Source organism: Rhodococcus sp. UFZ-B548, from assembly GCF_903819475.1.
Classification (GTDB): domain Bacteria; phylum Actinomycetota; class Actinomycetes; order Mycobacteriales; family Mycobacteriaceae; genus Rhodococcus_F; species Rhodococcus_F erythropolis.
On the sequence record NZ_CAIJDS010000006.1, the window covers coordinates 36,779 to 56,686 of the forward strand.

The window sequence follows — 19,908 nt, forward strand, 5'->3', positions numbered from 1 at the left end:
GGGCAAGCGATGACCGTACCCAGATGGCACAAGAAGTTGGCCGCAGCCGGCCTGGTCCTCGGACTCGTGGCGATCGTCGCCGTTGCTCTCACCATGTTCTCGGGTGGGTTCACCAAGAGCACGCCCATAACCGTGACGTCCACGCGTGCCGGCCTGGTCATGGAACCGAATGCCAAGGTGAAGCTGCGCGGAGTGCAGGTCGGCCGCGTCGAATCGATCTCCCTCGTCGGCGACCAGGCAAACCTGAAGTTGGCGATGGATCCGGGCCAGATGTCGAAGATTCCGTCGAACGCCCGGGTGGAAATCAAGACCACCACGGTGTTCGGTGCGAAGTACGTCAACATCGTGATTCCCGACGATCCGTCGACCCAGCCGATCCAGGAGGGTGCTGTCATCGCCTCGGACAGCGTCACCGTCGAGTTCAACAGTGTCTTCGAACATCTTTCGGACGTGCTCGCGAAGATCGAACCGGAAAAGCTCAACGCCACACTCGGCGCGATCTCCACTGCGCTCAACGGGCGCGGCGAGTCGCTGGGTGAGGTTCTCGAGCTCGGTGACACCTATCTGAAGAAGATGAATCCGGTTCTGCCGCAGCTCCAGGAAGACTTGGTCGGCGCCGCCGATGTCACCAACCTGTACGCCGACGTGGCACCGGATCTGATGCGCATCCTCGACAATGCCACCGCGACAAGCGGATCGATCGTGGCCGAGCAGGCAAACCTCGACTTGCTGTTGCTCAACGTCACCGGCCTCGCGGACACCGGCAACGCGTTGTTGACCGACAACGAGCAGAACCTGACCACCGCCCTCGACACTCTGACCGCGACGACGACCCTGCTCGACAAGTACTCGTCGGGTCTGACGTGCTTCATCGTCGGGTTGAACGACGGCCGGATCAAGTTCGAGCCACTGGCAGGCACCGGGGACAAGGCGGCACTGATGCTGAGTGCGAGCTTCATGTACGGCGCCGAGGCGTACCAGAACCCGCAATCTCTCCCCAAGGTCGCGGCCTCCGGTGGACCCAATTGTTATGGTCTGCCCGAATTCGATCCGAAGGTCGACGGGCATGCCCCGTTCGCAGTCACCAACACCGGCAACGTGCCTTTCGTTCCCAACACCGAACTGCGCGTCACCGTGCCGACTATTTTCCAGTATCTCTTCGGTGACTCCTACGAGCAGGAAGACGGGAAGTGATGAGACCGACCACGGTCAAGCTGCTGATTTTCACCGTCGTCATGGCGGTCATCTTCGCCGGACTGGCGATCGTCTTCAGTCAGGTGCGCTTCAGCAGCAGCAACGGATTTCACGCCACCTTCTCGGACGTCTCGGGACTCAAGTCCGGCGACAAGGTACGTATCGCCGGTGTTCCGGTCGGGTCGGTCACCGGAGTGTCCATCGGTGACTCCAACCAGGCCGAGGTCGAGTTCGACGTCGATACCAAGTACTCACTGATGAAGAGCACCAAAGCGACTGTGCGCTACGAGAACCTGGTGGGCGACCGCTACATGGAACTGCTCGAGGGCGCTGGTTCCACCGAGACGCTTTCGTCAGGTGGATCGATTCCAGTCGACCAGACGTCGCCCGCGCTCGATCTGGATCTGCTGCTCGGCGGATTCAAGCCGCTGCTTCGCTCTCTCGACCCCCAGCAGGTCAACGACCTCTCCGGGGCCCTGCTCCAGGTACTCCAAGGCCAGGGTGGAACATTGGTTTCGCTTCTGGGAAACACCAGTTCGTTCACCAGCACGTTGGCGGACCGAGATCAGCTGATCGGGGACGTCATCACCAACCTCAACGACGTACTCGGCACGATCAACGACAAGGGTGATCAGTTCTCCACCACGATCGATCAGCTCCAGCAGTTGGTCAGTGGATTGGCGAAGGACAGTGGCCCGATCGGTAATTCGATCACCGAGATCGCCGGCGCGACCGGAGATCTCGCATCGCTGCTGCAGGCGACACGTCCGGACATCCAGACCCTGATCGGGGAGACCAACCGAACGATGACGCAGCTGGACCTGGGCAAGGACGACATCAATACCGCTCTCGGTCGTCTGCCGTCCGACTACCGGAAGCTGATCCGAGTGGGCACGTACGGAGCGTTCTTCCAGTTCTATCTGTGCGCCAACACTTTCAAGTTCTCCGGACCTGACGGAACGACGATCATCTTGCCCACGGCAGTGCAGGACACGGGAAGGTGCGCAAAAGTCTCATGACCCCTACCCGTGAACGCAATCCGGTACAGATCGGTGTCATCGGTCTCGTCCTGGCGGTGGCAACCGTGGGTGCCGCGCTTCAATACGATCAACTCCAGTTCATCAACGGCGGCATTCGCTACTCGGCGTATTTCCAGGATGCCGGCGGCCTGGTCACCGGCGACGACGTCACCATGGCCGGCGTGAAGGTCGGCAAGGTCAGCGACGTCGAACTCGACGACCAGAAGGTTCTGGTCACCTTCACCGTTCAAGACGGTGTCGCCCTGGGCGAGCAGACCGCGGCCGACATCAAGACCAACACGGTTCTCGGCCGAAAGTCGTTGGCGGTGCGGCCGGAAGGATCCGGACTGCTGCGCACGGACACGCCGATTCCGGTGGAACGCACCAACTCCCCGTACTCGCTCAACGACGCTCTGGGTGACCTCGGTACCACGGTGTCCGAACTCGACACGGAACAGATCAACGATTCGCTCAACGCGATCTCGGACACGCTGGCCGATACTCCGCCCGAACTGCGCACCGCGTTGGACGGAATGACGCGGCTTTCGCAGAGCATCAACTCACGCGACGAGAGCCTGCTCCAATTGCTCTCGCGGGCCGAAGATGTCACCAAGATCCTCTCCGACAGAAGCGGTCAGATCGATTCGTTGCTGGTTGACGGAAACAAGCTGTTTGCCGAACTCAGCTTGCGGCGTGACGCGATCAGCGAACTGATCGTCAACACCGGCGCAGTCTCACGTCAACTGTCAGCGCTTGTGCAGGAGAACGAGGCTCAGATGGGGCCGACCCTCGAGAAGCTGAATTCGGTCGCCGAGGTTCTTCAGCAGAACAAGGACAACATCGCCGGGGCGCTCGACGGCCTCGGACCGTACATCACCGCGCTCGGCGAGACCGTGGCCAGCGGCCCGTTCTTCGATGCCTTCATCATCAACATTCTGCCGAGTAACTGGTGGAAGACCTTGGTGGACACCAGCGTCGCGCCCGAGCAGGTTCCGGGCGACCTGGAAGACTTCTTCCCCGGTATTCCACCGACGATCAGGGGGCCGGGAGAATGACCGAGACCATGACTTCACAGGATTCACAGGGCTCCACCAACCCACGCAAGAAGTGGGTGCTGATCGGAGCGGGTGTGCTGGTCGCGCTGCTCGTGGCGGGTGCGGCCTACCTCTTCATCCCTGGCCTGGGCAAGACCAAGATCTCCGCGCACTTCGTCTCGACGACAGGTCTCTACGAGGGCGACGTCGTGCGAGTGCTCGGTGTCAACGTCGGCAAGGTGACGAAGATCGAACCGCGTGATCGGGACACGTACGTCGAGATGAAGATCGACTCGAGCGTCGACGTTCCGGCAGATGCCAAGGCGCTCATCGTTGCTCAAAGCCTCGTGTCCGCACGCTTCGTGCAATTGACCCCCGTGTACTCCGGCGGGGAACAGATGCCCAATGGCGGCGAGATCCCGATCGAGCGCACCGCCGTTCCGGTGGAGTGGGACGAGATCAAGACCGAACTGACCAAACTGTCTGACGCCCTCGGACCGGAGGGTCTGGACGATCAGGGTTCCCTCGGCCGATTCATCGACACTGTGGGAACGAACCTCGACGGTAACGGTGAGTCCATTCGGTCGACGTTGCGCGAACTCTCGGCCACGATGCACACGCTGTCCGAAGGCCGGACCGATTTGTTCTCCACCATTCGGAACCTGCAGGCGTTTGTCACTGCCTTGTCCTCTAGCAACGAGCAGATCGTGCAGTTCAGCGGTCACCTCGCTTCGGTGACAAGCGTTCTCGCAAGCAGCTCAGACGAGTTGGGCACCGCCCTCAGCGATCTCGACCTGGCGGTGGGCGACGTTCAGCGGTTCGTCAAGGACAACAGCGAGGGACTGAGCGAATCGGTCGCGCGTCTGGCCGATGCCACCCAGGTACTGACGGACAAGCGCCCGGAGATCGAGCAGGTTCTGCACTCCGGACCGACGTCGCTTGCCAACTTCTATCAGATCTACAAACCGGCTCAGGGCAGCATGACCGGCGCAATTGCACTGAGTAACTTCAAGAATCCGATCCAGTGGATCTGTGGTTCCATCGAAGGCATCGACAGTGGTAACTCCCAGAACAGTGCCGACCTGTGTAAGCAGTACCTCGGGCCGGTGCTCAGCACGATGATCGGCAACTACCCCGGATTCCTGTTCAACCCGGTCGCGGGCGTGCAGGCTTTCCCGGATCAGATCGTCTACACCGAACCGGGATTGGAAGCGGCAAGTCAGAATCAGCCGGAAACTGTCGCAGGACCGATGTCAGGTGCTCCCATGACGAGTGTTCCCAAGGATCTCGCCGAACTCTTCAACATGGGCGGAGGGAACTGATGCGGGTAGCTCGCAAGACCACGGTTGCCGTGTTGGCCACGGCAGTGGCACTCGGCGCCAGCGGTTGTGAATGGAACGGTCTCAACTCTGTGCCGATGCCAGGAACTCAGGGCCGGGGCGAAGGCGCATACGAGGTCCAGATCGAGATGCCGAACGTGACTACGCTGTCGCAGAATTCGCCCGTCCGGGTGGATGACGTTGCAGTGGGAAGCGTTTCGAACATCGAGGTTCAGGGCTGGCACGCTCTGGTGACGGTGTCGCTGAATCCCGAGGTTCAGTTGCCCGCCAACGCGACGGCAAAAATCGGCCAGACAAGCTTGCTCGGCTCTCAGCACATCGAGTTGGCGCCGCCGGTTGGAGAAGAGCCCGAGGGCCGACTCGAAGCCGGTGACCTGATTCCGATCGAGCGGGCGGGCGCTTACCCGACGACGGAACAGACGCTGTCGTCGCTGTCCGTTGTTCTCAACGGCGGCGGTCTCGCTCAGGTTCAGGACATCACGAAGGAACTCAATGCCGCTCTCGGTGGGCGTGAAGATTCCGTTCGAGACCTCCTACCTCAGCTCGATCAGCTGGTCGGAAGTCTGGACAAGCAACGAGGCGACATCGTTTCGGCGATGGAAGGACTCGATCGACTGTCCTCGACCGTCCAGGCACAGCACGACACCTTGAACAAAGCGCTCGAAGGTATTCCGCCGGCACTCGAGATTCTTGTCGCTCAGCGTCAGGACATCACCAACGCGTTGACCTCCCTCGGTGGTCTCAGCGAGGTGGCGAGCCGTGTCATCCAGGAGAGCGGCGACGATTTCGCGACCAACGTTCGGGCTCTTTCGCCGACTCTGAAGGCCTTGGCGGATTCGGGTAACGCTCTCACTCAAGTTCTCGGAGTCCTCTTGACGTTCCCGTTCCCACAGAACGGAATCGACAACGTCATCCGAGGTGACTACGCCAACCTGGCAATGACCATCGACATCTCGCTGCCCCGACTCGACGCGAACTTCCTCACCGGAACTCCGTTGGCCGGAACACTCTCCGGCCCGGAAGGTGTGTTGGGTAAGCAGGCCGGGCTCGCCGGACAGACAGGCAACCCGTTGAGCGATCCGCTCAAGCCTGCCGCACCGCCGGCCCAGGCTCCCGCCGGACAGGCTCCCGCCGGACAGGCTCCCGCTGCGCAGGCCCCGGCAGCGGATCCGAATACCATTCAGATTCCGGGACTTCCGCCGATCAACATTCCAGGACTTCCTCAGGGGGCACCGGCACCATGATGCTCACAAAGTTCGTCCGTATCCAGCTCACCATCTTCGCCGTCTTGACGGTCGTCGGTTTGATCGTGATGGCCACTCAGTACGTGCGTGTTCCGGCGATGGTCGGTATCGGCCGTTACGACGTCACTGTCGAATTGCCCGCCACCGGTGGGCTGTACAAGAACTCGAACGTCACCTACCGCGGTCAGACCATCGGTGTCGTGAACGCGGTGGAGCTCTCGGAGACGGGTGTGAATGCGCGACTGTCTCTCGAGAGTGGCGTCAAGGTTCCGTCGGACGTCGATGCTGCGGTCAAGAGTGTGTCGGCGATCGGCGAGCAGTTCGTCGACCTGATTCCGCACACCGACAGCTCCGGAGCGATCGTGGTCGACGGGCATCTGGAAAACGGATCGGTGATTCCCGAAGACCGAACCAGCATTCCGCAGGATGTCGGCGCGATGCTCGATCAGGCAGATCTGTTGCTGCAGAGCATTTCCGACACCAAGCTCAAGACCGTCATCGACGAATCCTTCAAGGCGTTCAACGGTGCCGGCCCGGATCTGCAGAAGCTGATCGACTCGGCTCGGCTGTTCGTCGAGGAGGCGAACAACAACTCCGACGCGACCAAGACGCTGATCGAGCAGGCCGGTCCACTCCTGGACACTCAGGTGGTCAGCAGCGACGCCATCCGTTCCTGGACAAGCAATCTGGTGACGTTCACCGACCAGCTCCGAGCCAGCGACCCTGATCTGCGTGCCGTCATCCAGAAGGGGCCGGCGGCAGCGGCGGAGGCGAATGCTCTTCTGCAAGACATGCAGCCGACATTGCCGATTCTTCTGGCGAACCTCGTGTCCGTCGGACAGGTCGGCGTGATCTACAACAACGCGATCGAGCAGATTCTGGTCATCTACCCGCCGCTGGCCGCAGCGCTGGTCACGGTGGCAGGCTCCGGCCCGGCTGCGGATGGTGCACTGGTGGACTTCCACATGGAGGTCAACGACCCGCCGCCGTGCACTACAGGATTCCTGCCCGCAGAGCAGTGGCGCAGTCCGAAGGACGAATCACCGATCGAGACGCCGTCGGATCTCTTCTGCCAGGTTGCCCAGGATTCGCCGATCGCGGTGCGCGGCGCGAGAAACCTTCCCTGCGAGGAGTATCCGGGACGTCGTGCGCCGACGGTCGAACAGTGCCGTTCCGGCTACGTACCGATGGGCACGAACCCGCAATCCGGGCCTCCGGAACCGATTACCGCGACCCCGAGCTCGTACACGTCGACGCCTTCGGTCTCGGCTCGTCGGTACGATCCGATTACAGGCACGTACATCGGGCCGGACGGAAGGACGTACTCGCAACCGAACCTCGGTGGCGGCGACGTCAGTCTCGAACAGTTCATGAAGGGTCAGCAGGGTTGATGACAGACGAAGATCCACAGGCCGGGCAGCGGGTGCGCCGTCGCGCATCCCGCAGCGCCGGACCCACGGGTGCGGATGCAGACGCTGCCGCGGTAGTAGTGCCCACCGAAAAGAAGTCGGCCGAACAGAAGCCAGCCGAGCAGAAGGCGGCTGAGCAGAAGGCGGCGGCGCCAGTTGCTTTGGGCAAGCCCGATACTCCACCTGAGAAGGTCGTCAGCGGTGATCAGGTCGCGACCAAGGCTGAGCCGACCGGTGCCGCCGAAACCCCCGCAGAAACTGCTGTGGACACCCCTGTTCGTTCGAAGCCCAAGGCCGGGTTGGTAGTCGGGATCGCCGTTGCTTCGGTGATCGCTGTTGCTCTTGCGGCCCTGACGGTGTTTCTTCTCGTCGACCGGAACAAGGCGTCCAATGCCGACGAGGACCGAGCGCGCTACGTGGCCGGTGCCCGGACCACCGCACTGAATCTGACGACACTGCACGCGGATACAGCGGCTGCCGACCTCGACAAGTTCCTCGCCGGCACCACCGACGAGTTCAAGTCGCAGTTCGACGGACGCAAGGATTCGTTTGTCAACGTCCTCGGGCAGGCCGGAGTTCAGACCGACGGCGAGGTACTCGAAGCCGGGTTCGAGAAGTCCGACGGCGATTGCGGGACTTCATTGGTCGCGGTGCGTGCGATGCAGAAGAACGGCGACGAAGCGCCCGCTGAACGCAACTACCGACTCCGAATCACCATGTGCGACGTCGACGGGCAGTTGCTTGCCTCGAATGTGGAGTTTGTGCCATGACCCCAGAAGTAATCCCCGAGACGTCCAAGCCCAAGCGTGTCTCACCGCTCGCCATCGTTCTGTGCGTCATCAGTGCAGTGGCCATCGCGTTGGCGGCAGTGTCGGCGTATCTCTACTTCGGTCCGGGTGGAACGCGTGACATCGCGGCGATCGATCAGACCAGAGACGAAGTGGCACAGGCCTCTTCCGATCAGGCGGTTGCGATGTTCCAGTACGACTACAACAACGTCGACCAGCAGTTGCACGCGGCCACAGACGGTTTGACGGGCGATTTCCAGGGCACGTTCACCAACCTGATCGAATCGGTGATCATTCCGGGAGCCAAGGAAAAGTCGCTGACCGTTCAGGTAGTCGTCCAGGGCGCCGCGGTTCTCGACGCCGAGGCAGACAGTGCGACGACGATGCTGTTCCTCAATCAGATCACTACGTCTTCGGAGTCACCCGAAGCCGTCGCCAGTGGTAGTCGCGTCAAGATGAGTCTGGAGAAGCAGGACGGGCGTTGGCTCGTGAACAACGTCCAACCCTTCTGATCAAACACACCAAGGGCTGGATCCGGCCATGAAACAGGCTGGGGCCGCGGAGATTCACTCTCCGCGGCCCCAGCCTTTGTGCACTGTCCTCAGTGGTCTTGTGCTTCGGCCGGGGCGATCAGCGCCGGACCTGCGGCACCGCCGTGCGCGAGCGCGTCGAGGAACGAGCGTGCCCAGCGGTCGACGTCGTGGGTCAGGACCTGACGACGTAGCGCACGCATGTGGCGTCGGCCGTCCTCTCGCGGTTGATTGAGGGCCTTCTCCATCGAATCCTTGACGTCGTCGAGGTCGTGGGGATTGCACAGGAAAGCCTGGCGGAGTTCTGCTGCAGCGCCGGTGAATTCGCTGAGCAGCAATGCGCCGCCCAGATCACTGCGGCAGGCGACGTACTCCTTGGCGACCAGGTTCATACCGTCACGCAGCGGTGTGACCAGCATGAGGTCGGCAGCGACGAAGAACGCGACCAGTTCGTCGCGGGGGATCGGCCGATGGATGTAGTGGACGACGGGGCGACCGACTTCGCTGAACTCGCCGTTGATCCGGGAGACCTTCTGCTCGATGTCTCCGCGCATCTGTACGTAGCTTTCGACGCGTTCGCGGCTCGGGGTCGCCAACTGCACCATGACCGTGTCGGCGGGATCGATGCGCTTCTCCATGAGAAGTTCGTGGAGTGCGGCGAGCCTGACGTCGATGCCCTTGGTGTAGTCGAGGCGGTCCACGCCCAGCATGATGTGCTTGGGGTTTCCGAGTTCTTTGCGAATCTGCTTGGCGCGGTCTCGAATTGCCTTGGTGCGTGATAGCTCGTCGAGCTTGCCGGAGTCGATGGAGATGGGGAATGCACCGACGCGGACGCTACGGAAACCTACTTGCACCACACCGAGTTTGGAGCGGACTCCGACGGTTCCACGTGAAGTCTGCTGTCCGGCAAGGCGTCTGGCCAGATAGAGGAAGTTCTGTGCGCCACCAGGAAGGTGGAAGCCGATGAGGTCGGCGCCGAGGAGGCCTTCGACGATCTCGGTGCGCCACGGCATCTGCATGAACAGCTCGACCGGGGGAAACGGAATGTGCAGGAAGAATCCGATGGTGAGGTCGGGGCGCAGCATCCGCAGCATCTTCGGTACCAACTGCAGCTGGTAGTCCTGGATCCAGACGGTTGCGCCCTGAGCCGCTGCCTTGGAAGTGGCTTCGGCGAACCGCCGATTCACCTCGACGTAGGCGTTCCACCATTCGCGGTGGTACTCGGGTTTGACGATGACGTCGTGATAGAGCGGCCAGAGGGTGGCGTTGGAGAACCCCTCGTAGTACTCGTTGATCTCCTCGGCGCTCAGCGGCACGGGGTAGAGCTCGAGTCCGTCTTCGACGATGGGGTCGAGATCGGCGTCGGGCACGCCCGCCCAGCCCACCCACGCGCCCTGATTGCTGCGCAGAATCGGCTCGAGAGCGGTGACCAGTCCACCGGGGCTCCGCTTCCAGCGGGTGGTGCCGTCGGGAAGCCGTTCCAAGTCGACGGGCAGGCGGTTCGCTACGACGACGAACTCAGCCTGCCCGGACACGGTGTCACCGGTCGAAGAAGCAAGTGCGCTGTCAGAAAGGGTTGAACTGGTCGAATCCGGACTGACAGGCACGTGGTTCCTTCTCGGTCGGTGAGGGAAAGATTCAGTCGAGCTTGGCGGCGGGAGAGATACCGAGCATCGAGAGCAGCATCCTGCACTCGTCGGCATCCTCCGCGTATGCAGCGACAACGTGCTGCGCCATGCGCGCTGTTTCCTCGGCGACGGTCTCGATTTCCTCGTCCGCGATCTCGGTTTCGACGGTCGTGTTCTCAGCCATCATGTTCCTCTCGTGCTTGCCTGCACGGCGCAAGCAATGTTTCTTACTCGCGACTCTATGAGAACTGGGCGTGTCGACGCTAGTTGCTCATGTATTAGGGTCGACTTACTTATCTCTGTACTCAACTTTATCGCTTCCATCGATGCTTGGAGTTCCATGAGTTCGACCCCCTCGAGTGTGACCGTCGACTCGGACGAGCCCGATAGTGGCAATCACAGCGGTGCTGCGATTTTGCGACGCGTCCTCGTCCGCAACCGTCGCCCGCTCGCTATCGGCACGGTTCTGGTCTGTCTGCACCAACTGACCGAGACGGCGGTGCCGATCTCCATCGGTGTGATCATCGACCGTGCGGTGGAGACTTCGGACACCACGGCCCTGATCGTCTCCATCGTCGGTCTCGCGGCTCTGTTTCTCGTTCTGACGGCCGCGTGGCGCTTCGGTGCACGCTTCATCGTCACCGCGATGCAGCAGGAGGCTCATCGCCTCCGGCTCGAGGTGGCGCACCGCGTCCTCGATCCGCGCGGGGTGCGAACCGATCTGCGTTCAGGTGAACTGCTGACTGTTTCGACATCGGACGCCGAGCAGACTTCGTGGATCGCGGACATCGTCCCGCGCGCGGCTGCGGCCCTGACGGCTGCGGTCGCGTCGGCCGCGGCTTTGGTGTGGATCGACCTCTGGCTGGGATTGGCCGTTCTGATCGGAACGCCGGTCATTCTCGGTCTGCTGCAATTGGCGGCGCCGCTCATCACGTCGAGGGCCACCGGTCAGCAGGCGTCGATCGCGCGGGCGTCGGCGATGGCTACGGATCTGGTCAGCGGATTGCGTCCACTGCGCGGTATCGGTGGTGAGAAGACCGCGTCGGCTCGCTATCGCACAGTCAGCCGTCAGGCGCTCGCGTCGACGATCGGCACGGCCAAGGCGACCGGTATCTACACCGGCGTTGCCGCGACCGTCAGTGCGTTGCTCGCAGTCGGTGTTGCGGGCTTCGCCGGGTACTTCGCGTTGCAGGGCCGGATCACGGTCGGTGAACTGATCACCGTGGTGGGGCTTGCGCAGTTCATCATCGAACCGCTCGGATTGCTTGCGTCCATTCCCGGATACTTCGCGGTGGCGCGGGCGTCGTCGGATCGACTGGCATTGGTCTTGGACGCGGAGCCACTGCGGGGCGCGGGTTCGCAGACCGAACTCGAAGGCACCGACCTGACCCTCGACGGAGTCGAGTACAAGTCGCTCAAGGGCATCGACTTGCACCTGCCTGCGGGAGAACTGCTGGGCGTCGTGGCTTACCAGCCGCAGGACGCCGACGCTCTTGTCGCGGTCCTGTCCGGTCAGCTGGCTCAGGGCGCGTATCGCGGAGTGGTGAGGGTTGGCGGAATCAGCCTGTCCGACATGGACTTGCGATTGGCGCGTCGGACGGTGTTGGTGGAGCCGCACATCACCGATCTGTTCTCCGGGTCCCTCGCCTCGAACGTCACTGCGGGCGCCGGTGACGGCGCTGCTCTCGACATCCAGAGCGCTCTGGCGGCGTCGGCAGCGGCGGATGTCGTCGACGCACATCCGGACGGTCTCGACCTCGAAGTGACCGATCGAGGCGCCAGTTTGTCGGGAGGTCAGCGACAACGCGTCGCCCTCGCGCGCGCCTTGGTGGCACAGGCACCCGTGATGGTCCTGCACGATCCGACTACGGCAGTGGACGCGGTAACCGAGGCGTCGATCGCCGAAGGAATCGCAGAACTGCGGCACGAGGGTGCCGGTGGCATTCACACGACGGTATTGATCACCAGCAGCCCGGCCTTGTTGGCTGTGACGGATCGAGTGATCGTCTTGAACGACGGAGTGATTGCCTCGATCGGCACACATTCCGAACTCTCTCGCGGCGACGCGAACTACCGAGGAGCGGTGCTGCGGTGACGGCCACGGACATGACAACCGATATGCCGGCCGGGGAGAACGCGGAGAAGGTGACCGAGCGCGAGCTGTTGCCGATCGCGAGTGGTCGCCAGACCTGGAAGTGGTTGCGGGCAGCGCTGGCCGAACACCGGATGCAGAGCCTGTTGGTCCTGATCGTCGCGGCTTCGGCGTCGGCGATGGCCTTGGTGCCGATTTACGTATTCGGTGTCCTGGTCGACCGGGTCCGGGACAACGCGCCCACGTCGACGATCGTCGGGGTGGTCGTGATCATCGCCGCCGCCGCAATCGTGGGCGGTGTGTTCACCGGTGTGGCCGCCTATCTGATCAAGCGACTCGGCGAGACGATTCTGGCGGACCTGCGCGAGCGAACCGTGGACCGGGCACTGCGCCTGCCGATCCAGACCGTCGAGAAGGTCGGCAAGGGCGATCTGCTCTCACGAGTCGGCGACGACGTGTCGGTGATCGCCAAGGCCGTGTCCGACGTGGTTCCCGGCATGATCGCAGCAGTTCTGCTCGTGGCTCTGAGCATGGTGACCATGCTCGGACTCGACTGGCGCCTCGGCCTCGCCGGAATGGTCGCGCTGCCGATGTACGCGCTGGCGCTCAAGTGGTACCTGCCACGATCGGCTCCCATTTACGCTGCCGAGCGGGTAGCGATGGGCGCTCGTTCACAAGCGCTCATCAGCAGCCTCCAGGGTGCCAAGACGGTCCGCGCGTACAGCCTCGAGAAGGAACACCTCGGTCAGATAGATGCGGCGTCGGCAAAAGCGCGTGATCTGGCCGTCGGCGTGTTCGGCCTGTTCACGAGATTCGCCGGTCGCGGTAACCGCGCCGAATTCGTGGGCTTGTCCATGATTCTCGTCGTCGGATTCCTGCTGGTCCGTGAGGACGTCGTGACAGTCGGCCAGACGACGACTGCTGCTCTGCTGTTCCATCGCCTGTTCAACCCGATCGGCTCGCTGCTTTACACCTTCGACGAAGTGCAGTCGGCCGGCGCCAGCCTCGCGCGACTGGTCGGCGTCGTCGAGATCGAGGAAACGGAGCCTTCGACGGATGCAGGTTCCGTTCCGGCCGACGGTTCGCTGCGTCTGGACGACATTCGGCACAGCTATGACGGTGGCCATGAGGTTCTCCACGGAGTGAGCCTCACCCTGCGAGCGGGAGAGCGCGTGGCGCTCGTCGGTTCGACCGGAGCCGGAAAAACGACGCTTGCGGCGATCTCTGCCGGTTCGATCACTCCGACGTCGGGGCGGGTGTCGATCGGTGGTGTCCCGCTTGCAGACCTCGACGACCTACGACGCCACATCGCGATCGTGAGTCAGGAGGTCCATGTTTTTGCCGGGCCCCTGATCGAGGATCTGAGGTTGGCCGCTCCCGAATCCTCGGACGAGGACGTAGCCGCGGCGCTGCGGACGGTCGGCGCGTACGAGTGGGTGGAGGCTCTCGACGAGGGAATGTTGACCGTCGTGGGCGAAGGCGGGCACGAGATGACGGCGGCACAGGCGCAGCAGTTGGCTTTGGCGCGACTGGTGTTGGCCGACCCGGCCGTCGCGGTACTGGACGAAGCAACAGCGGAGGCGGGCAGCGCCGGAGCACGGGAACTGGAAGCGACTGCCGACGCCGCTACGGAGGGCCGCACCACTCTGGTTGTTGCACACCGGCTTACACAGGCCGCGGGCGCCGACCGAGTGATCGTGCTCGAACACGGACAGATCGTAGAAGAAGGCCCGCACCGCGAACTGGTGTCCGCGGGCGGGCGTTACGCACAACTGTGGGCGGCCTGGGAAGGTCGCGACTGAGGGGTTTGTACTGGGGTTTGTACTGAGGGGGTCTGTTCAGACGATCAGGTGAGGTACCCGCCGCCGTGGGGGAAGAACTCGGCGGCGGTGTACTCGCTGCCGTCGTCGAGTCGGACGCGCTCGATTCGCAGTCCCTTGTTCTTGCCCGACCATGCGTCGGGGCCTGCGACGATCACCATGCCGTCGTCCTCCTGGATGAACACTCGGCCGGGGGTTCCTCCGTAGTGCCCGCGTGAGACGGACGCCTTCAGGATGCGGATGCGCTGGCCCTTGAACTCCGCAAAAGCGTTGGGGTACGGATCGGACTGTGCCCGGACGAAACGCTCGATGACCTCGGCCGGCCAGGACCAGTCGACGTGGCTGTCCTGCGGTGCGCGCTTGTGGAAGAACGTGGCCTGCGATCGGTCCTGCGGCGTCCAGTCGGTACGGCCGGACGCGATCAGATCCAGGGCGTCGAGTGTGATGGGGCCGATCATGTCGATCGTGCGGTGGAACAGATCGGTGACGGTGTCGGTCGGGCCGACCGTTGTCGATCGCTGCAGCACGATGTCGCCCGCATCGAGTTCCTCGTCCATCAGGTGCGCCGTGAGCCCGACTTCTTCTTCGCCGTTGATCAGAGCCCAGATGAGCGGGGAGAATCCCGTGTACTTGGGCAGCAGCGAATCGTGGATGTTGAGGGTGCCGTACTTGGGTGCGTCGAAGACCTCCGCCGGCAACCAGGTACGCCAGTTGTTGGCGACGATGATGTCGGGAGCTGCTTCGGCCAGCGCGGCTTTGAAGGCGTCGTCAGGCTTGTTCGCCACGTGAACGGGTACACCGTTCTCGGCCGCCAGATCTGCAACCGAGTCCGCCCACATCTGTTCGTAGACGTGTTCGCTCTTCGGGTGTGTGATTGCCAGCACGACCTCGTGATCGGAGTCGATCAAGGCCTGCAGGGTACGGTGGCCCCAGGTTTGGTATCCGAGCGTAGCGACTCTCAACGGGGGTCCTCCTGGACGAGCATGGGCTGGGGTTGCGGTCACACGACCGCCCATCAGCTTAGGCTATCCAACCAAAATTGTTGATCACACGTACGAGGAGGAAGGCTGACATGACGGTCGCCACAATCAACGGAATCCCCATCAATTACCAGGTCAAGGGTGATGGAGATCTGGTGGTGCTCATCATGGGGACCGGCAGCCCCGGCCGCGTCTGGGATCTACACCAGACCCCGGCGCTGGTGGCCGCCGGCTACCGAGTCTGCACCTTCGACAACCGCGGAATCGCACCGTCCGGCGAGAGCCTCGGCGGCATCACGATGCCCGACATGGTTGCGGACACCGCCGGACTGATCGAGCACCTCGGTGGCGGCCCCGCCCATGTCATCGGAACCTCGATGGGCGCCCGGGTGGCGCAGGAACTGACGCTCGCCAGGCCCGATCTGGTTCGCAAAGCAGTGTTCCTCGCCGGCCACGCCCGGATGGATCATTTCCAGCAGGTCCTGACCGAGGGTGAGCGCCAGTTGTTCGACAGTGGCGTCGCTCTGCCGGCCAAATACCGTGCCGCAGTGACCGCGGTGATGAACCTTTCGCCGGCCACGCTGGCAGACGATCACTCCGCGCGCGACTGGATGGATATCTTCGAGTTCACCGGCGGCGCAACGTCACCGGGTGTTCGCGCACAGCTCGGTATGGACCGCGCCTTCGATCGACGGGGCGCGTACAAGTCGATCATGCGCCCGTGCCTGTCCGTCGCTTTCGCCGACGACCGCATGATCCCGCCCTACCTCTCCCGCGAGGTGGCGGACTGCATCGCGACGGCGTCGTTCGAAGAGATTCCCGACGCCGGACACTACGGGTACCTCGAGCGTCCGGAGGCCGTGAACAAGGTGCTGATCGACTTCCTGGCGAAGTAGTTTCCCGCACGCGAGAAGGGCCTGACCTGCTGACTGCAGGTCAGGCCCTTCTCATATTTCAGGCCAGTGCCAGGAACAGCTTCTCGAGTTCGGCCTCGGTCATCGGTTCCTGACCTTCCGCGCTGTCACCGCTCAGGCATTCACGCAGCCCGGAAGCGACGATCTTGAACCCTGCTCGGTCCAGTGCCTTCGACACGGCTGCGAGCTGCGTCACGACGTCCTTGCAGTCGCGGCCGTTCTCGATCATCGAGATGACCCCGGCAAGTTGGCCGTGAGCACGCCGCAGTCTGTTCAGTACGAGCGCAATGCTCTCTTCGTCGCCGGTCATGGTGGCCCCTTCTCGAGTGTTCGTGCTGCGACCGAGGGTACCCCTGGGGGCATATCACTGCTTGATCCAGTGTTTGATCCGGCTGCGGTGTCAGATCAACGAGTCGACGGCTGCCCGCAACTTGACGGCGGCGTCGGCCGCCACGGACTCCAGGCCTGGTTCGCCGGAAACCTGAACCATGAGAGCGGGATTCATCGCTTCGACGAAGAACGAATTCTCGGTAGTCGTATCTTCGCGGACGACAACGTTGCACGGCAGCAGGAGGCCGATCTGACGATCCACCGAAACTGCCCGATGGGCCAACGGCGGGTTACAGGCACCCAGGATCAGGTACTTTTCCATGTCCTCGTCCAGCTTCGCCTTGAGTGTTGCCTGCATGTCGATCTCGGTCAGGATGCCGAAGCCCTGCTCGGCGAGAGCAGCACGAGTTCGGGTGACGACGTCGTCGAAAGTTCCGGTGACCTTGGTTGCGATCGCTATCGGTTCTGTGGGTGTTGTCATTGCCCGCTCCTTGTCGTTGGCTGCGATGTCGTTGGCTTCGGTGTCGTTGGTTTCGGTGTCGTTGGCTTCGATTTCTCTTGCCTCCATCATACCCCTGGGGGTATCAAGAAGACAGTGATGTCGGGTACACGGTCAGCCATGCGAGAAGCTGATGTTCGGCAGGACGCGTCGTAACCATGCCGGCGCCCACCAGGCTGCCCGGCCGCTGAGGCGCAGGAGAACGGGCAGCAGCACCAAGCGGACGAGCACTGCGTCCAGGAGGACAGCTACACCGAGAATGATGCCCATTTCCTTGGGTGGCAAGGGATCTGCGAGCGCAAAAGTGAAGAAGACCGCAACCATCACCGCTGCTGCCGCCGCAATGACCCGACCCGAATGTGCGAGGCCGTCGATGTGTGCGCTCTCGGGGTCACCTGTGCGTTCGTAGTGCTCCTTGGCGCTCGAGAGCAGGAACACGGTGTAGTCCATCGCGATGGCAAAGATCATGGCGAAGAAGAAGACCGGACCCCACCCGTTGAGAAACCCCTGGGGATCGAAGCCGAGCAGGCCTGCTCCGTGGCCGTCCTGGAAAATCAACTTCGCGATTCCGAATGCGGCCCCAGTGGACAGCAGGCTGACCAGCGTGCCGATCAAGGCGATCAAAGGTGCCTGGAGGGCGATCAGCAGCAACAGGAATCCGAGCGTCAGAATCACGACCACCACGAAGGGAAGGTAGTCGTCGAGCGCCTTCTGAAGGTCGAGATTTTCAGCCGGAGCGCCGCCGACGAGCGCCGATTCCGGCAGTTGCGACCGAAGGTCGGCAAGGATGGTTTCCATCGCAGGATCTGACGGGTCGACGGTGGGAACTGCTTGCAGCATAACCAGATCGGATCCGTCGGCCGCTTGTTGCGTCGGGGTGATCATTGCGACGCCATCCACGCTCATGGCAAGACGCGAGGTGTCGGCCGCATCGTCGGCGGACGTGACGATCTGCAGCATTCCGGGTGCCCCGTCACCGAACTGCTGCTGCACCAATTCGTATCCCTGTCGAACCGGGGCGTCCTCGGGAACCACGGCGATGGAGGGCATTGCAACCTTCAGTCCGAAGACCGGAACGACGAGGGCGATAAGGACGATCACGGCGCCGATGCCGAAAGGCCAAGGGTGCTTGTGCAGCAGTGATGCCCAAGCTGCGAACATCGGGGAGCGGTGCTGCTGGCGCTTTGCATACGGTAGTGAACCGCCGTTGACCTTGGCGCCAATCCGGCCGAGCACGGCAGGTAGCAGGGTGAGTGTTGCGGCGAGAACGAAGATCACAGCGAGCATGATTCCGACAGCCATCGTGCGTACGGCCGGGGCTGGAACGATGAGCACCGCAGACAAACTGACCAGAACTGTGAGGCCGGAGAGGACAACAGCTTTGCCGGCGGTGTCCATCGTTTGAGCCACGGCGGCCCGCGGATCCGGATCGGTTCGCAGTGCTTCCCGGAACCTGGCGACGAGGAAGAGTGCGTAGTCGATGCCGAGTGCGAGAGCGAACATCATCGCGAAGTTCATGGCCCACACGGAAATCGGCGTGATCTCGTTGAGGATCACAAGCCCGCCCGCCGAGGCGACCAGACCTGCGAGTGTCAGAAGCAGTGGGAGTCCTGCGGCAACCAGGGAGCCGAAGGCCAACACCATGATCGCGAGAGTGACGGGCCACGACATCATTTCGGCCTTGATCATCGCTTCGTGATTGGCCTTGTTGAAATCGCTCCACAAAGCCGACGCGCCGGTGGGGTACACCTCGATGGTGTCCGTGGACAATGCAGTGAGTTCCTTGCCGAGTTCGTCTACCGCACTGACCATCTCGTCGGTACTTGCGTTGGCGCCCGCGATCATGATGCCGGTATGTCCGTCCGGGCTGATGGTCATGCCGGTCTGCGGGGCGACCACTTCGCCGAAACGAGGGTCCGCGGAAAAGATTTCCGTTGCCGCCGCCAGCGTTTGCTGCATCGACGGATCGGTGATGGGCACAGAATCCGAGTGAACGACCACCTGCACTGCAGCGGAGGAGTTTCCACCGAAATGCTGCTCGGCCAACTCGCGAACCTGCACTGATTCGGATCCGTTTGCCTGCCAACCTGCGCCGGCCAGGGAGGTGAAGACGCTGGGTGCTGCGGCGCCGAGTGCGACCAACGCGATCAACCAGACGCCGATGACGAGGCGGGTGTGCGCCGCCATCGATCGACCGAGGCGCGCGAGTATGCCGTCGGATTGGGCGGGTGGGTCCGCGGTGACTGTTCTGGTCGCTGACATCTTCGCTCCTGATACGGGTGGGGGTATTCCTGACCGTCACCTGTATACCCCCAGGGGTATGTATCTGTCACGTTTGAGGGTTCTCTATGCTGCTCGTTGCACCGTCTGATCGGAGACAGTGGAACGAACCGCGGTGAAACGAACCACGAGGAGCAGTGATCATGGACGCACACGACTGGGACGAGCGATACCGAGCGGTGACGGAGCCGTGGGGAATCGACCCGGCGGGAACCGTTGCAACACGAATTGCCGACCTGAAGCCGGGCACTGCGATCGATCTGGCCTGCGGCGACGGCCGTCACGCGCGGTGGATGGCCGGGCAAGGGTGGTCGGTGACTGCCGTCGACTACTCGTCGGTGGCGATCGATCTGGCACGGGCGAGTGACTTGGACAAGGCTGTCGACTGGCAGGTCGGCGACGCGACCACGTGGCAACCGGAAGGGGTAGTTGACCTGGTGTTGGTCAGCTTTCTTCACCTCGAGGTCGACGAGCTGGCCGACACGCTCAAACGCGTCGGGGAGTGGCTGACGCCAGGCGGGCGCGTCCTCTACTTGGGACATTCGATCGAGAACTTCCACCGTGGTGTGGGCGGCCCACCCGAACCGACCATTCTGCCCGGTATTTCCGATCTCGCTCGCGCCGCGGAGGGATCGAGGGTCTACGCCCTCGAACATGTCGTTCGGCCGCAGGACGGTAAGACGGCAATCGACGTTTTGCTCGAATTCGGTCCGTGGGAACAGGTCTGACCAGGGCAGGAGCGCACCTTCACGTTCCTGGGTAGCCTACCCTAAACTTGCGAGGGTGTTCGTCGTTCGATGAGCATGA

At 62.7% G+C, this 19,908-nt stretch carries 18 protein-coding genes; 12 read left to right on the forward strand and 6 right to left on the reverse strand.

Annotated elements, in window-relative coordinates:
• The first annotated feature begins 9 nt into the window (after positions 1-9).
• Genes H7C86_RS08330 through H7C86_RS08365 form a run of 8 tightly spaced genes read left to right on the forward strand, consistent with a single transcriptional unit; the run spans position 10 to position 8,540 of the window.
• Positions 10-1,194 (forward strand): MCE family protein, encoded by a 1,185-nt coding sequence (locus H7C86_RS08330; RefSeq protein WP_003945815.1) that lies wholly within the window; start codon positions 10-12, stop codon positions 1,192-1,194.
• Positions 1,194-2,213, forward strand: coding sequence for an MCE family protein (locus H7C86_RS08335; RefSeq protein WP_019746999.1), 1,020 nt, complete (start codon positions 1,194-1,196; stop codon positions 2,211-2,213). Before H7C86_RS08330 ends, H7C86_RS08335 begins: the two co-directional genes overlap by 1 nt.
• On the forward strand, positions 2,210-3,268 hold the full coding sequence (locus H7C86_RS08340) for an MCE family protein (protein WP_003945728.1): 1,059 nt from the start codon (positions 2,210-2,212) through the stop codon (positions 3,266-3,268). Before H7C86_RS08335 ends, H7C86_RS08340 begins: the two co-directional genes overlap by 4 nt.
• A complete protein-coding gene (locus tag H7C86_RS08345; RefSeq protein WP_019747000.1) occupies positions 3,265-4,569 on the forward strand; it encodes an MCE family protein in 1,305 nt (434 codons plus the stop codon). Before H7C86_RS08340 ends, H7C86_RS08345 begins: the two co-directional genes overlap by 4 nt.
• Positions 4,569-5,831 carry an MCE family protein gene (locus H7C86_RS08350; protein ID WP_182261394.1) on the forward strand — a complete coding sequence of 421 codons (1,263 nt, stop codon included), beginning with the start codon at positions 4,569-4,571 and terminating at the stop codon, positions 5,829-5,831. Before H7C86_RS08345 ends, H7C86_RS08350 begins: the two co-directional genes overlap by 1 nt.
• Positions 5,828-7,222 (forward strand): MCE family protein, encoded by a 1,395-nt coding sequence (locus H7C86_RS08355; RefSeq protein WP_019747002.1) that lies wholly within the window; start codon positions 5,828-5,830, stop codon positions 7,220-7,222. Before H7C86_RS08350 ends, H7C86_RS08355 begins: the two co-directional genes overlap by 4 nt.
• Entirely contained in the window at positions 7,222-8,010 is a 789-nt protein-coding gene (locus H7C86_RS08360) for a hypothetical protein (RefSeq protein ID WP_029254526.1), read from the forward strand. Before H7C86_RS08355 ends, H7C86_RS08360 begins: the two co-directional genes overlap by 1 nt.
• Positions 8,007-8,540 carry a twin-arginine translocation pathway signal gene (locus H7C86_RS08365; RefSeq protein ID WP_019747004.1) on the forward strand — a complete coding sequence of 178 codons (534 nt, stop codon included), beginning with the start codon at positions 8,007-8,009 and terminating at the stop codon, positions 8,538-8,540. The genes H7C86_RS08360 and H7C86_RS08365 overlap by 4 nt, the downstream gene beginning before the upstream one ends.
• An 89-nt stretch (positions 8,541-8,629) precedes the next feature.
• Here the strand turns inward: H7C86_RS08365 and H7C86_RS08370 are convergent, their stop codons facing one another.
• Together H7C86_RS08370 and H7C86_RS08375 are read right to left on the reverse strand one after the other, a co-directional pair.
• Positions 8,630-10,093 (reverse strand): trehalose-6-phosphate synthase, encoded by a 1,464-nt coding sequence (locus H7C86_RS08370; protein WP_020906320.1) that lies wholly within the window; start codon positions 10,091-10,093, stop codon positions 8,630-8,632.
• A 103-nt stretch (positions 10,094-10,196) separates the two neighbouring features.
• Positions 10,197-10,373: a hypothetical protein gene (locus tag H7C86_RS08375; protein ID WP_019747006.1), complete on the reverse strand. Its 177-nt coding sequence runs from the start codon at positions 10,371-10,373 to the stop codon at positions 10,197-10,199.
• Positions 10,374-10,526: 153 nt separating this feature from the next.
• Between H7C86_RS08375 and H7C86_RS08380 the strand changes: the two genes are divergently transcribed.
• Positions 10,527-12,281 (forward strand): ABC transporter ATP-binding protein, encoded by a 1,755-nt coding sequence (locus tag H7C86_RS08380; RefSeq protein ID WP_259349067.1) that lies wholly within the window; start codon positions 10,527-10,529, stop codon positions 12,279-12,281.
• A gap of 11 nt (positions 12,282-12,292) precedes the next feature.
• Positions 12,293-14,080 (forward strand): ABC transporter ATP-binding protein, encoded by a 1,788-nt coding sequence (locus tag H7C86_RS08385; protein ID WP_372461253.1) that lies wholly within the window; start codon positions 12,293-12,295, stop codon positions 14,078-14,080.
• A 44-nt stretch (positions 14,081-14,124) separates the two neighbouring features.
• Here H7C86_RS08385 and H7C86_RS08390 read toward each other — a convergent pair whose 3' ends face one another.
• Entirely contained in the window at positions 14,125-15,060 is a 936-nt protein-coding gene (locus H7C86_RS08390; RefSeq protein ID WP_007734348.1) for a methionyl-tRNA formyltransferase, read from the reverse strand.
• A 110-nt stretch (positions 15,061-15,170) separates the two neighbouring features.
• Here H7C86_RS08390 and H7C86_RS08395 point away from each other — a divergent pair, with 110 nt between their 5' ends.
• Positions 15,171-15,974: an alpha/beta fold hydrolase gene (locus H7C86_RS08395; RefSeq protein ID WP_020906324.1), complete on the forward strand. Its 804-nt coding sequence runs from the start codon at positions 15,171-15,173 to the stop codon at positions 15,972-15,974.
• 58 nt (positions 15,975-16,032) lie between these two features.
• Here the strand turns inward: H7C86_RS08395 and H7C86_RS08400 are convergent, their stop codons facing one another.
• From H7C86_RS08400 to H7C86_RS08410, 3 genes are all read right to left on the reverse strand, one after another.
• The gene (locus H7C86_RS08400) at positions 16,033-16,302 is read right to left on the reverse strand and encodes a metal-sensitive transcriptional regulator (protein WP_007734349.1); all 270 of its coding nucleotides are present in this window, start codon (positions 16,300-16,302) and stop codon (positions 16,033-16,035) included.
• A 90-nt stretch (positions 16,303-16,392) separates the two neighbouring features.
• Positions 16,393-16,803 carry a DUF302 domain-containing protein gene (locus tag H7C86_RS08405; RefSeq protein ID WP_020968512.1) on the reverse strand — a complete coding sequence of 137 codons (411 nt, stop codon included), beginning with the start codon at positions 16,801-16,803 and terminating at the stop codon, positions 16,393-16,395.
• A 132-nt stretch (positions 16,804-16,935) separates the two neighbouring features.
• Complete coding sequence (locus H7C86_RS08410) at positions 16,936-19,083, reverse strand: MMPL family transporter (RefSeq protein WP_182261395.1); 2,148 nt, start codon at positions 19,081-19,083, stop codon at positions 16,936-16,938.
• Positions 19,084-19,244: 161 nt separating this feature from the next.
• On the opposite strand from H7C86_RS08410, the gene H7C86_RS08415 reads away from it, so the two are divergent.
• Positions 19,245-19,829, forward strand: coding sequence for a bifunctional 2-polyprenyl-6-hydroxyphenol methylase/3-demethylubiquinol 3-O-methyltransferase UbiG (locus H7C86_RS08415; protein ID WP_020968514.1), 585 nt, complete (start codon positions 19,245-19,247; stop codon positions 19,827-19,829).
• The last annotated feature ends 79 nt before the right edge of the window (positions 19,830-19,908 follow it).